Origin of the sequence: Curvibacter sp. AEP1-3, from assembly GCF_002163715.1 — a bacterium.
Classification (GTDB): domain Bacteria; phylum Pseudomonadota; class Gammaproteobacteria; order Burkholderiales; family Burkholderiaceae_C; genus Allorhodoferax.
In genome coordinates this window covers 3,468,537-3,482,586 of record NZ_CP015698.1, presented here as the reverse complement: position 1 = coordinate 3,482,586, position 14,050 = coordinate 3,468,537, and the positions used below count along the sequence as shown (strand labels likewise).

Annotated in this window: 9 protein-coding genes; 1 reads left to right on the top strand and 8 read right to left on the bottom strand. The window is 58.4% G+C overall.

The genetic code is table 11. The annotated features are described in order from the left end of the window. Window positions 1-17: 17 nt before the first annotated feature. From AEP_RS16310 to AEP_RS16290, 5 genes are read right to left on the bottom strand one after another with little or no spacing between them, the layout of a single operon-like run. The gene (locus AEP_RS16310) at window positions 18-1,313 is read right to left on the bottom strand and encodes a dihydroorotase (protein ID WP_087496364.1); all 1,296 of its coding nucleotides are present in this window, start codon (window positions 1,311-1,313) and stop codon (window positions 18-20) included. A 34-nt stretch (window positions 1,314-1,347) separates the two neighbouring features. Continuing rightward, the gene (locus AEP_RS16305) at window positions 1,348-2,310 is read right to left on the bottom strand and encodes an aspartate carbamoyltransferase catalytic subunit (RefSeq protein WP_087496363.1); all 963 of its coding nucleotides are present in this window, start codon (window positions 2,308-2,310) and stop codon (window positions 1,348-1,350) included. A 2-nt stretch (window positions 2,311-2,312) separates the two neighbouring features. After that, complete coding sequence (gene pyrR / locus AEP_RS16300; RefSeq protein WP_087496362.1) at window positions 2,313-2,810, bottom strand: bifunctional pyr operon transcriptional regulator/uracil phosphoribosyltransferase PyrR; 498 nt, start codon at window positions 2,808-2,810, stop codon at window positions 2,313-2,315. Beyond that, window positions 2,807-3,220 carry a Holliday junction resolvase RuvX gene (gene ruvX / locus AEP_RS16295; protein ID WP_087496361.1) on the bottom strand — a complete coding sequence of 138 codons (414 nt, stop codon included), beginning with the start codon at window positions 3,218-3,220 and terminating at the stop codon, window positions 2,807-2,809. Before ruvX ends, pyrR begins: the two co-directional genes overlap by 4 nt. Next, on the bottom strand, window positions 3,217-3,816 hold the full coding sequence (locus AEP_RS16290; protein ID WP_087496360.1) for a YqgE/AlgH family protein: 600 nt from the start codon (window positions 3,814-3,816) through the stop codon (window positions 3,217-3,219). The genes ruvX and AEP_RS16290 overlap by 4 nt, the downstream gene beginning before the upstream one ends. Before the next feature lie 21 nt (window positions 3,817-3,837). Here AEP_RS16290 and AEP_RS16285 point away from each other — a divergent pair, with 21 nt between their 5' ends. After that, window positions 3,838-5,334, top strand: coding sequence for a cryptochrome/photolyase family protein (locus tag AEP_RS16285; protein WP_087496359.1), 1,497 nt, complete (start codon window positions 3,838-3,840; stop codon window positions 5,332-5,334). Here AEP_RS16285 and AEP_RS16280 read toward each other — a convergent pair. From AEP_RS16280 to AEP_RS16270, 3 genes are read right to left on the bottom strand one after another with little or no spacing between them, the layout of a single operon-like run. Beyond that, on the bottom strand, window positions 5,307-11,177 hold the full coding sequence (locus AEP_RS16280) for a hybrid sensor histidine kinase/response regulator (RefSeq protein WP_087496358.1): 5,871 nt from the start codon (window positions 11,175-11,177) through the stop codon (window positions 5,307-5,309). The genes AEP_RS16285 and AEP_RS16280 overlap by 28 nt on opposite strands. A gap of 52 nt (window positions 11,178-11,229) precedes the next feature. Continuing rightward, window positions 11,230-13,491 (bottom strand): methyl-accepting chemotaxis protein, encoded by a 2,262-nt coding sequence (locus AEP_RS16275; protein ID WP_087496357.1) that lies wholly within the window; start codon window positions 13,489-13,491, stop codon window positions 11,230-11,232. A gap of 20 nt (window positions 13,492-13,511) precedes the next feature. Then, complete coding sequence (locus AEP_RS16270; protein WP_087496356.1) at window positions 13,512-14,042, bottom strand: chemotaxis protein CheW; 531 nt, start codon at window positions 14,040-14,042, stop codon at window positions 13,512-13,514. Between the last annotated feature and the right edge of the window lie 8 nt (window positions 14,043-14,050).

Here is a 14,050-nt window from a genome sequence, read left to right as displayed (position 1 = left end):
TTTGGCTTGATGCGGCTTCAGGCTGCGGTGTAGGCCACACGACCACCGACCAGCGTGGCTTTCACGCGTCCGGGCAGTTCGTAGCCGCCGAACGGCGTGTGCTGCCCTTGGCTGACGAGTGCGGATGGCTCGACCACCCAGTGTGCGGCCGGGTCAAACACACAAATGTCAGCCGCGCCGCCTGCTGTCAGGCGGCCTGCGCTGGCGGCAAAAGTACCCAAAGCACCGCCCAATACCAGAGCTGAACGGCTAGTAACGGTGGCTACCGCTTCCGCCACGCCCAAGCCGCTCTCTTGCGCCCACTTGAGGGCCAGACTCAGCAGCAGCTCTAGGCCAGTGGCGCCGGGTTCTGCCTCCGCAAAGGGCAGTGTTTTTTCATCCGCGCTGACGGGGTTATGGTCGGAGACCAGCGCATCGATGGTGCCATCGGCCAAGGCGGAGCGCAGGGCATCGCGGTCGCGCTGCTGGCGCAGGGGCGGGTTCAGGCGCATGCGGCTGTCGAAGTAGCCAATGTCCACATCGGTCAGGTGCAAGGAGTTGATGCTCACATCGCAGGTCACGGGCAGGCCTTCGGCCTTGGCCTGACGCACCAGCTCCACACCGGCAGCGCTGCTGATACGGCACAGGTGCACGCGGGCCTTGGTCGAGCGCACCAGCTCAAAGATGGTGTGCAGGGCAATGGTTTCTGCGGCCACCGGCACGCCGGAGAGGCCCATGCGGGTAGCCAAGGGGCCGCTGGCAGCCACGCCCTTGCCAAGGTAGGCCTCTTGCGGGCGCAGCCACACGGTGTAGCCGAAGGTGCTGGCGTACTGCAGGGCACGCTGGGTGACCTGGGTGTTGAGCAAGGGCACTTCGGCCTGGCTGAAGGCCACGCAGCCGGCTTGAGTGAGCTGCAGCATTTCGGTGAGCACTTCGCCCTGCAGATTGCGGGTGAGCGCCCCCAGCGGGAACACGCGGGCCTGGTGCAGGCGCTCGGCGCGGTAGCGCAGCATTTCGACCAGACCGGCTTCGTCCAGCACGGGTTCGGTATCGGGAGGGCACACCACGCTGGTGACGCCACCAGCCACCGCAGCGGCCATTTCGCTGGCCAGCATGCCTTCGTGCTCGTGGCCGGGCTCGCGCAAGCGCACTGACAAATCGACCAAGCCCGGCGCAACGATGCAGCCTTGTGCGTTGATGGTGGTTTGCGGGGCAAAGCCGGCGGGCGCAGTGCCGATGGCCAGGATGCGGCCGCTGGAGATGGCCACATCAGCCACGGTGTCGGTGCCGCTGGCGGGGTCGATGACACGGCCGCCTTGAATCAGAATTTGCATTGCTTCAGTCCTTGAATCTGGGTGCGAGTCGCCATCACGCTTCGTTGCCCGCGACGATGCTCATGACCGCCATGCGCACGGCGATGCCGAAGGTCACCTGCGGCAGGATCACGGCCTGTGCACCGTCCACCACCGCCGAGTCAATTTCCACCCCGCGGTTGATGGGGCCGGGGTGCATGACGATAGCATCAGGCTTGGCGAGCTGCAGCTTTTCAGGCGTGAGGCCGAAGCTCTTGAAGAATTCGTGCATGGACGGCAACAGCGCGCCGCTCATGCGCTCGTTTTGTAAGCGCAACATGATGATGACGTCGCAGTCCTTGATGCCCTCTTCCAATGTGTGGCATACCCGCACGCCCATTTGCGCCATGTCGGATGGCACCAGCGTTTTGGGGCCGACCACGCGCACCTCGGCACAGCCCAAAGTGGTCAGCGCATGGATATCCGAGCGCGCCACACGGGAGTGCAGAACGTCACCCACGATGGCGACCGTGAGGTTGGAAAAGTCTTTTTTGTAGTGCCGGATGGTGAACATGTCCAGCAGCCCTTGGGTGGGGTGGGCATGGCGGCCATCGCCGGCATTGATCACATGCACATGGGGTGCGACGTGCTGGGCGATCAGGTAGGGCGCGCCGGATTCGCTGTGGCGCACCACGAACATGTCAGCGGCCATGGCGCTCAGGTTGGCGATGGTGTCCAGCAGCGACTCCCCCTTGCTGGCACTGGAGCGTGCAATGTCGAGGTTGATGACGTCCGCGCTCAGGCGGGTGGCAGCAATCTCGAAGGTGGTGCGGGTGCGGGTGCTGTTCTCAAAGAACAGGTTGAACACACTTTTGCCGCGCAGCAAGGGCACCTTTTTGACTTCGCGGTCGTTGAGCGACACGAAGTTGGTGGCGGTGTCCAGAATGTGGGTGAGGATGTTTTTGGGCAGTCCTTCGGTGGACAGCAGGTGGATCAGCTCACCGTGTTTGTTGAGTTGCGGGTTGCGCTTGTACAACATGCTCAGGCCTCCTGCACATCAAAAGAAAACACACCCTCAGCGTTACGCGCCAAGGCCAGAGACTGGTGCGCTGCCAGGCTGACCCGCGCTGCCGCGAATTCGGCCTGGATGGGCAACTGGCGCCCGCCGCGGTCTACCAGCACCGCCAAGCGCACTTGGGCGGGGCGGCCGTAGTCAAACAGCTCGTTAATCACGGCGCGGATGGTGCGGCCGGTGTACAGCACGTCGTCCAGCACCAGAATGTCGGCGCCATTCACATCAAAGGGCAACTGGGTCTGGCCACCGGAAGACAGGCCCCGTTTGGCGAAGTCGTCCCGGTGCATGGCGGACGAAATCGTGCCATGCTTGCCCGCGAGCTTCAGGTCCGCCTGCAGGCGCTCGGCCAGCCAAGCGCCTCCCGAGGTGATGCCCACCAAGCGGGTATCTGCATTGCACAACTGCTGTACGCCGCGCAGGAGTTCGCGGTACAGCGCCTCTGCATCCAAAGCCAATGTGGTCACGGGAGGTTCCTCAAAAATTGTTCCAAAATAATGCAGGCCGACATGGCATCGGCGTCTTTGGCGCCGCTGGCAATCGCCTCGGTGGTGCTGTAGCGCTCGTCCACCTCAAACACTTGCAGGCCGAAACGCCCTTGCAACTGGCGCCCGAATTTTTGTGCGCGGGCGGTGTTTTCGTGCGGGGCGCCATCAGGGTGGTAGGGCACGCCGATCACGATGGCATCGGGCTGCCACTCTTTGAGCTTGGCAGCCACACCATCAAAGCGGGCATTACCCTCGGCATGGATGGAGCCTTGCGGCTGCGCGGTGCGCATAAGCCGGTTGCCCACGGCAACGCCGGTGCGCTTCAAGCCGAAATCAAATGCAATAAAGGTGGTGAGGGCGGGAGGCACGGGGGGCGTAGCGTCGCTCATGCGTGCCCCGCTTGTTGCGAAATCATCCAGGATTCCAAGCCCAAGAGCCCCAAAGCCCGGTCATAGCGTTGCTCCACCGGCGTGTCGAAAATCAAGGACTGGTCCGCAGCGACTGTCAGCCAGCTGTTTTCACCCAACTCGGTTTCCAACTGACCTTCGCCCCACGCTGAGTAGCCCAAAGACACGAGTACCCGCTTGGGGCCGGAGCCCATGGACAAGGCCTCAAGCACGTCTTTGGAGGTGGTCATTTCCAGCCCGCCGGGAATGGTCATGGTGGAGGAGTACAGCGACTCGTCGCTGCCCTGGCCCTCAGCCACCACGGACTCATGCAATACAAAGCCACGCTCGGTTTGTACCGGACCACCTTGAAACACTTGCTGGCTGACCAGGTCCGCACGATGCAGTGGCAGATCTATTTTGTCAAAAAGGGCAGGCAGCGGCATGTCGGCTGGCTTGTTAATGACCAAGCCCAAAGCCCCACGCGCGGAGTGTTCGCACACATACACCACGCTTTTGCCGAACATGGCATCGTCCAGTCCGGGCATTGCGATCAGGAAATGATTGGTGAGATTGAAAGGTGCAGAATCGCCGGACATTGTTTGATTTTAACGGCTGACATGCAATCTCACTTCTCTACCGGGTTGGTTTGGTTCCGGCGCGACCTGCGCACCGAAGACAACGCGGCACTGTCCCGCGCGCTGGCTTGCTGCGACACCGTTTATTGTGTTTTTGTGTATGACAAAGCCATTCTGGACAAGCTGCCGCGCCAGGACCGCCGGGTGGAATTCATTCATGAGTCTGTCACGGCATTGGAGTCTTCATTGCAGGCGTTGCGAGGATATGCGTCCCGCACACTGATCACTTTGCACGATGTGGCGCAGTCTGCCATTCCGGAGCTCGCCAAACAGCTGCAGGCGAATGCCGTATTCGTAGCCCGTGATTACGAACCCGCCGCCGTGACCCGCGACACTGCGGTGCAGCAGCAACTTTTGGCTGAGGGCAAGCAGCTCGTTTTGGTGAAAGACCAAGTCATTTTTGAGGAACGGGAGGTATTGACCCAGACCGGCAAACCTTACGGAGTCTTCACTCCCTATCACCGCGCTTGGCTTGCGCGGATAGGTAGTGAGCTGGTACCAGGCCATGACGTCGGTCGTGGCCACGCGGTACTGGCTGCTGCGCCGGACGCCCTCGCCCAGCCATTGCCCTCGTTGGGGGGCTTAGGGTTCGAAGCCACTAACCTGCGAGCGCTTGGCATGCATGGCGGCAGTGCTGCAGGCGAAGCGTTGTTGCAGGACTTTGTGGGGCGCATGGACCGGTACAGCGAAGCCCGCAATTTTCCCAGCGTGAAGGGCCCTAGCTATCTTGGAGTCCATTTGCGCTTTGGCACCGTATCTATCCGCAAGCTAGTAAACCTCGCCCTACAGCGGGTGCGCAACGGGAGCGAGGGGGCCTCGGTATGGTTGGCAGAGCTCGCTTGGCGGGACTTTTACTTTCAGATCTTGGCAAACTTTCCACACGTGGCAACGCAGGCTTTCAAGCCGGAATACGATGCCATTGCCTGGGAGCAAGGCGAGGAAGCTGAGGCTCTATTTGAGGCGTGGTGCGAAGGGAAAACCGGCTACCCGATTGTTGATGCGGCCATGACTCAGCTCAACCAGACAGGCTACATGCACAACCGTCTGCGCATGGTGGCGGGCAGCTTTTTGGTGAAGCACCTTGGCTTGGATTGGCGCTGGGGCGAGAAGTACTTCGCTCTCAAGCTCAACGATTTTGATCTATCCGCCAACAATGGCGGTTGGCAATGGGTGGCCTCCAGCGGATGCGATGCGCAACCCTATTTCCGGATATTCAACCCCGTGACCCAAAGCGAAAAGTTTGACGGGCAAGGCAAATTCATCAAACGTTACCTTCCACAACTGGCTGGCCTTTCTGACAAGGCCATCCATGCGCCATGGCTCGCGAAACCCATGGAATTGGCAGCTGCGGGAGTTCATATCGGCAGCAACTACCCGGCGCCTGTCGTTGATCATGCGAAAGCCAGAGCACGCACGCTCGCGCGCTATGGCTTGCTCAAAAAATCAACGGATCAAGCAGGCGCTGCGACTGAGCAATAGCCCCGCACCAGACCCAGCAACTCGTCTTCCGAGTAGGGCTTGCCAAGGTAGTGGTCCACGCCCAACTCACGGGCGTGTTCACGATGCTTCTCTGCGATGCGAGAGGTGATCATGATGATAGGCAGTCCTTGCAGTTTGGCATCTGCGCGGATGTTGCGGGCCAGGTCGAAGCCATCCATGCGGGGCATTTCGATATCAGACAGTACGACTGCCGGGATTTCTTCCTGCAGCTTTTCCAGTGCCTGCAATCCGTCGTTGGCCAGAGCTACCCGGTAGCCTTCACGCTTGAGCAATCGCTGGGTCACGCGCCGGACGGTGATGGAGTCATCTACCACCAACACCAAGGGCAGCTGGGTTCCGGACGCGGCCGTTGCAGCGGCTTTTGCCGGTACATCGGAGGTTGTTTCCAACAATGCATTTACTGGGGTAGCTTCAGTTCCAAGCCCACGGGCTAGGTCACCGTACACGGATGCCAATGCCACGGGGTTGTATATCAGCACCACGGCACCGGATGCCAGCACCGACATGCCGGCCAGACCTGGCAATCGAGCGAGTTGCGGACCGAGGTTCTTCACAACCACTTCGCGGTTGCCCAAGACTTCGTCGATGTGCACGGCCAAGCGCTGGCCCGCACTTCGGAAAATGGCAACCGGCAGCGTTTTGCCACCCGCATCCGTGCTCTTCGCGGAGACCTGCAATAGTGCGCCACCCCAGAAGAAAGGAACCTGTTCTTCACCGAAGCTGAATGCTTGCTGGGCATACGCTGTATCCAGCTGGGCAGCGGGAACGCGCAGCACGGTTTCCATAATGTTAGCGGGTACACCGATGGAAAACTCGCCCATCCGCAAGATCACCACCTGTGTCACAGCGGTCGTCAGGGGAAGCACCAATTTGAAGGTTGTACCGGCATTCGCCTGCGTTTGGGTTTCGATACGTCCGCCCAAGGCATGGACCTCTGCCCTCACCACATCCATTCCGATTCCACGCCCTGAGAGTTCAGTGACTTCGTCTGCCGTGGAGAAACCGGGCATAAAGATCAAGTTGGCAGCATCTGCATCGCTCATGGAATCGCCAACGCCAATCAGTCCCTTGGCTTCTGCTTTTGCGCGGATGCGATCCAAGTGCAGTCCGGCACCATCGTCTGTAAAACTCACAGTCACATCGTTACTTTCCTGATGGACTTGGATCGTGATGTTGCCCGAAGCCGCTTTTCCACCTGCTGCTCGGTCGGCCGGCGTCTCGATGCCGTGCGCCACCGCGTTACGGAGCAAGTGCTCAAACGCCGGTGCCATACGGTCCAACACACCGCGGTCGATTTCAATAGCGCCACCGGATATATCGAGTTTTACCTGCTTACCTGCATCTTTGGAAGCCTGCCGAACAACACCATACAGGCGGTCGGAGATCCCGTCGAACTCCACCATTCGAGTGCGCAACAAGTCCTTCTGCAACTCGCGTGCCTGCCGACCTTGGGCAATCAAGTCGTCTTCCGTACCTTCGACGGAGCGCTGCAAATTACGCTGAACTGTCGCCACATCGTTGACCGACTCCGCCATCATGCGGGTCAGTTCCTGAACACGGGTAAACCGGTCGAATTCCAAGGGGTCAAATGACTGTGCGGAATCCTTGGTCTGTGCCAAGCGCGATTGCATTTGAGATTCGGCCTGCAGCTCGACATCACGCAATTGCTGACGCAGACGATCCAGATTTCCGGTGAGCTCACCAAGAGAGGTCCGCAACTGAGTCAAGCGCTCATCCATCCGCGAGCGGGTGATCATGACCTCGCCGGCTTGATTCACCAGCCGATCCAGCAATTGAGAGCGAACCCGCACTGACTGGTTACCCTGCGCGCGCGGCATAGCCATCGCTGGAGCTTGGATAGCGGGTAGCGTTTTTGGCAAAGGCGCGACAACAGACGTGGCATTCGTCACAGGCACCGCTTCCAGCGGTGCAGAAACTTGCTTGTCCGGCACACCTTCGGCATCCGACTCAGGCAACTTCCCAAGCGAGGAGAATGCGGCTTGCAGCGAATCGAAACGACCCAGCAATGGTTCCAGCTGAATGGATTGCAATCCTTCGGCTCCGAGCTGCTCGATGGACGACTCCATGCGATGACCCATTTCACCCATGCGCATGGCACCGGCCAAACGCGCACTACCCTTTAAAGTGTGCAACAAGCGCAGCACTTCGCTGCGGGCGCCGAGGTTGTCCGGTCTAGCAACCCATTGGCGTAAAGCGGAGCCCAGTTGGGGCATGAGTTCCGTAGCTTCTTCTTCAAAAATCGGCAGCAAATCTGCATCCAGATGGTCTTCAGCGTCCAGATCGTCATCCTGCTCATCCAGGATCACAAGTGGTGCAGCCTCTGCCACTACGGCGGGCAAAACATCCGGCACATCGATCTCGAATGCTTCCAGTACGGGCGAGGCCTCATTTACAGGAGCATCCATCGATTCGGATAACGGCTCAACCTCTGGATCAGTGATGGAGGACTCCTCCATCACTGGCGCTGGAAACTCGGTATCAATGATGACCTGCAAGGAGTGCAGCACGTCTGCATCGGCTTCCTTCACAAAGCCAGCAGCAAATTGGTGAAGCAAGCGCCGTATGTCTTCGGCGGCATCGCAAAACACGGCCGCATGTGCAGACTGCACCTGACGGTGCAACTGCACGTGCTGCAGGGCTTGCTCCAGTGCCTTGGCCATATTGGAAAGGGCCATAAAGCCCACAGTCGCAGAACTGCCCAAGAGGGAGTGCGCCAAGGAAATCACAGAGTCCGTGATGGGATCGCCGAGCTCCATCGCCCATTCGCCCAGCTCCGTTTGCAAGCGACGCGACCACTCGTCAGCCTCATTGAGATAGACGTTGTACAGCGGAATGCTCATGCGCAAGGAACCGATGACTTTCATGCCATCGTCCGTGTCGGCGACTACGACCTCTTCGGCAGGTGGCTCCGGTGCAACCACCACCGGCTCTGGAAACTCCAGCACCAATGCTGACTCGCGGGGCTCCGGCTCCTCCACCGCGACCGAATCCGGGTGCGGTAGTGGCTCTTCGACATACATTTCCGCCAAGCGGGTTTCCAAGGGTGCCAGTTCTGTTTTTGCGGGTGACTCAAAGTCGCCAAAATCGAATTCACCCAGCTCCAGCTCTTCGGGCTCCGGCTGAGGGTCCAAGGGGACTTCTACAGAAGATGCACGTGAATCCAAGGCAGTCGTTTGCTCAAAGTCAAACATTTGGGTAGATGCAAAGTCTGCCTGCTCCATAGGCTCGCTCAATGAAAGCTCAAGCTCGCCCGCCAACTGCGTGGGCTCAAAGTCTTGCACCGGAACGGTTTCCAGCATATCGGGCGCACCGATTTGCGTCGCGTCGAAGTCCGCACTATTGAAGTCCTGAGTATCCGTCAGCAGCTCAGTGGCCTCTTCAACAAGCTGAGGCGGCTCCAATGCTGGCAGAGGTTCATTAATCTCTTGTTCGACTGTCTGCAACTGCTCAACCGACTCCACCGGAGATTCCAAAGGCACTACCAAAGGCACCCATTGATCGTGCAAACGCAATGCATCAGAGGTTTTGCGGAATTCCGCAGCGCTCCACGAACTGGCGTCACCGGATTCAATATCGCGCACCCAACGCTCAAAAGCAGACATCGCTTCGGTCGACGTTGCAATGAGTGCTTCGCTGGCCGGACGCTGCTCTGCCAGCGATGTATTCAGAAGTTGCTCGAACGACCATGCTGCCTCGCCAAAGTCATTCAAACCCACCATCCGCGAACTGCCTTTCAGGGTGTGGAATGCACGCCGGAGTGTGGTTTGGTCTGCGAGATTGGTTGGATCAACCTGCAGTGCGGCAATGGCCTCTCGACCACGGACGACGACTTCACGAGCCTCTTCCAGGAAGATATCCAGCAATTCAGCGCTGTCATCATCATCTTCCGCTGCAGGCGCAGCAGTTATCACCACCGGTTGTGTTTTCTCAGCGTTGCCAACGGATTCAGGCAAAGACTGGCCCGTCAATGCGGCCAAAGTAGCCATGTCATCTTCGATGCCCTCTGCAGAAGACACCGAAGCCTCGGGCAATACAGAACGCTCGCGGCCCATCAGAGGCTTGAACTCACCAAGCTCTTCGTCATAGACGAACAAAGTTTTTGCGAGCGTGCGTTGATAGCTGAGCATGTCAATGAGAAAACCCATCGCCCCCAAGCTATTCCCTAGCTTTTCAAATATGCCGCTGCGCGCACTGACTTCATCTACATCGTCAACAAGGAACTGCTCGACACTCGCGCGCATGCGCAGCGCAGCAACCGAAGGTTGATCCAAGCCCAACACAGAAAAAACGCCGCGCATTTGCGCCAGCTGACTGGGGACCTCGCGAAGAGGACCTTTGTCGCGGGGGTCCCTGAAAAACTGATCCAGGGATTTTTCAACTTCTGCAAGCGTAGTCCGCAACTCGTCCACAACGCTGCCCATGGTTTGACGGTCGCTTACCCGACGGTACAGCTCTTCCATCCACCCCTCCAGCGGCTCTGGTTCACCGCCGTCGGTGACGTGCTGCAGTCGCTGGGCCAAGCGCGCGCTGCGGTCCGCCATTTGGTTATCTGTGGGATCGAGGTCCTCGTACGCTGCTTCAAGGTACAGGACAGAGGTCGCAACCTCCATCGCTACCGCTGGTGATGGTGCCGCTCCAGTACGTGCGGTGGCTTCAATAGCACGTGCCAATGCCTTGGCCAATTCACCGCTTTCGGCATGCAACTTGGTCACAGCGTCTGCGACTGCAGCAAACTGCTCGGCTGCTGGCTTCAAGCGATTGACATCTCCACCCGCAAGGGCAGACCACGTTTCTGCTGCCGCAGCGATCCGCTTGCGGGCCAGCACCAACATGGCAGGGTCAAAACGCCCGAACTGCTCATGGACATAGTCAACCGGCTTGCTACGGTTGAGTCCATAAGCCTTTCGGACAGCCGCCAACACCGGAGCTTCAGATCCTTCGGACGGAATTGCACGCGAACAAAAGAATACAATATCCTGGGCCAGCCGCTCAGAGACCGAATGCTGCCCTTTTGCCAAGGCGACGTATTGCTGAAGAATGCGGGACGCAGCGCGCTTGGTATAGACATCACCGTCAAACAGGCGCAAGGCCATGCCTTCAAAATAGGCGGCGCTCACCATCCAGAACGTCTGCTCTTCGGCCGAATGCGCGGAAGCCGCCAAACCCAGACTGATTGCCTGCAGGCGTCTGGCGGCTTTTTCGTCGCCATACTTCACCAAACGTAAAACGGCGTGATCCATTTCACGGCGTAAGTCCGGGCCGATAGCCCGCGGCTCTGTTCCTTCAGGGACAGGAATGGAAACCCATTGCCAAGCTGGTGGCCAAAGATCCGCTGGATGGATGCGCTCTGCGCCCGCCATTTCCAGCAAGGTCTTGTACTGAGGGAACAAAGCTACAGACGATGCGGCCTTGCCCTTCAAGACACCATCAAGATATTCGGTCAACGCGAAGCTTGCGCGCTCCATGCAGTTGGCGGCCTCATCACTGCACTGCTCGGGCCGCTGCACAAAGCGCTGGGCCAAAGACTCCATGGCCCTCAGAAATTTTGCCGGGGCCTCCAAGCCCACCATTTCCAGCGCGCCTACAGCCTGATGCAATTGCTGGCGAGCAATCCGCAAATGGCTGGCATCCAACTCTGTCAGGTCAGATCCACGTGCGAGTTCAGCGTCGCGAACGAAACGGCGCATTGCTTTGGTTGCGCCGTCAAGCGACTTGCGCAGCTCATCCAAAACCCAAGCCAATGGCCCGAGATCGGTGATTGAAAGCTCATTGTCTCCGGGAGCGACAAGGTTTGACGACATGGGTTCAGGCTCTCCAGGAAATCACGGGGCAATCGAATGCGGCAAAGTGCGATCAGGAAATCTTGAATCGGGATACCGACTGACGCAACTCTTCGGCCATGCGGGACAGTTCCCGCACCTGGTTTGCAGTGGCACGGGTACCTTCTCCGGTCTGCTCGGTCACCGCGAAAATATGCTGGATGTTGTCCGCCACCACGTTGGCAAGGCCGGCCTCACGGGACGCAGCATTCGAAATCTGTTCAATCAGATCCGCCACTTGACGGGACACCCGGTCAATTTCTGTCAGTGCGGTACCGGCGTTATCGGAGAGCTTAGCCCCCTCCACCACACCCTGTGTAGAACGCTCCATCGCGCCGATAGCATCTTGGGTGTCGGTCTGAATGGCTTTCACCAGTGCAGCAATCTGTCGCGTCGCGTCGGCAGAGCGCTCGGCCAAACGCTGCACTTCTTCCGCCACCACTGAGAAGCCTCGACCGGCTTCACCGGCAGATGCAGCCTGGATAGCTGCGTTCAACGCCAGAACGTTGGTCTGTTCGGTAATGTCAGAAATCAGCTCTGTAATTTCACCAATCTCTTGGGAAGATTCACCGAGTCGCTTGATGCGTTTGGAGGTTTCCTGGATCTGGTCACGGATGGAGTTCATACCACCGATCGCATTTTGCACCGCCTGCAATCCTGATTCCGCCGCTTGGAGCGACTGGCGGGCTACCGTCGCAGACTCTTGCGCTTGAGCCGACACTTCGTTAATACGACCCGCCATATCCAGAACGGACTTACCGGTTTCACGAATCTCGTGCAGTTGCTCGTTGGAAGCAGCAAGCAGTTCGGTAGAGGTCGCATCCACATCTGCGGTTGTTTGGGCGACTCGGGCCGCTGTGTTCTGTACGTTGGACACCAGCGAGCGCAGCTCTTCCACCGTGTAGTTCACCGAGTCGGCAATAGCGCCGGTAATGTCCTCGGTCACCGTGGCTTCCTGGGTCAGGTCACCCTCCGCCACTGTTTGCAATTCGTTCATCAGTCGCAAAATCGCAGCCTGGTTGGCGTCATTAACACGCTTGGCTTCCTGCTCCTGACGCTCCGCTTCCAATCGCTGATCTTCGGCAACCACCTGGCGTTTACGGCTGTCTTGCAACTGCACGTAAGACAAACCGCCAGCACAAACCAAAGCGAACAATGCGGCAACCACCAACAAAGCCAAAGAAGCCCCACCGATACCAGCTTGACCTGAGAGTTTGGCCTGTAAATCCTCCAAGTTGCGGCGCAATGGCTCGCTGTCCGCAATGATCGCGCCCTGCGCTTCACGTGCAGAGACCAAGCCTTGCAAGTTACCCAGAATCGCACCCGCTTGAACACGGGTTTCCTCGTACATCTTGATCAACGCCTCGAGTTGCTCGCGAGTCGCAGCATCTTTGGTAGCGGTCAGACGCAGCTCAGTGCTACCGGAAAGAAGCGCTTCTGAGATTTCCTTGAAAGTGTTCAAGTCCTTACCCAGCAAGAACACGGCTTCGGGACTCACGCCTTCTGCAGTCAAGAACTCATTGGATGACTTGCCGATACGCTGGGTCAACATCACCAACTGTCCGACCGCAGAGATTTCAGCGGCGGGCGCATTTTGCTGCAGCTTGAGGGAAGCAACGGTTTCGGCTACTTCCAGCAAATCGGAAGACTGCCGATTGATCAAACGCAACGCAGATCCGATTTGGGTCAGCATTTTCTGTTGCGCAATAACGGCCTTCGCATTCTTGTCAGCACGCTCAACCAAGGGAATCACCTTACCGAGTTCAGGCGCGAAGTCTTCGTTCAGTGCGTTGATGCGCATCTCGTCATCGCCAGACTGCAAACCTTTGACGGATTTGGAAAGAATGCCCGAGCTGTCAGACACGTCAGGGAACGCCTGAGCGCTTCCCACCACCGCCTGGGACACCGATTTCGCCAACCGCTGTGACTGCATCAGTGACTGGCCCGTCGCACCCAATTGCTGAGCAACGCGATCCGACTGGTTCAAGGCGTAAAAAGTGACACCGGCCAGCACCACCAAAGCACCGCCCAAGAGCACAAACAGCGTACGCTGGTGCTGAACCACGGTACGTCGACCCAAAATGGGAATTGAAATCAACTCCCCTTCAGGCACCACCGCCTCATCCGCCACACTGGGAGCAGGAGCTTGAAGAGGCGCATTCTGCGACTCCTGCAATGTTTCGTGCTCGGCACTGTTAACCGTCGCATCAGGCATCGCAAGGCTCAGGCGCGAGTCCAGCTCCGATTCAGGCTGCTTCTTGGAAAAAAGATTTTTCAATTGATCGACGACGGACATGGTGGGACCTTACGGATGAACTAAGCGCTGATGCTCAAAAACTGTGGAGACTGGGAAAGAATACGCAAGTTGATTTCTTGCCAGGCTTCTCCAGCACTGTCGACAAAAACATTACCAAAAAAAGCAGGAGAACCTTCTGCAGGGCCGTGCGATTGGGAAAACGCATCCGCACCACGCAAGCCGGACAGAACATCAACTTGCAAGGCACAGTTCACATCCAAAGCTGCGTTCAACGTCACAACACTGGGCTCTGGAGAAGTAGAGGCCTGGACCGGCTCTCCGGTTTCTGCAGACATGAAGGCAGCGAGATCAACCACACCGTAAAGTCCGCCTCGGATGTTCACCACACCCTTGAACCAATTCACCGCATAGGGCACCGGCTGGACATGGGTGAGCGGAACGATTTCACCAGACTGACTGAGTGGAAAAAGGTATTTCCGGCCCGCAGCCTGAACCGCAAGCCATGCCACCGACATACCTTCGGCACGAGCGGCCTGTAACCGGCTGGCAAGCCGGGCCTGTAATTCTCGAAGTGCTTCTCTATTGGCCATGGGGCGCT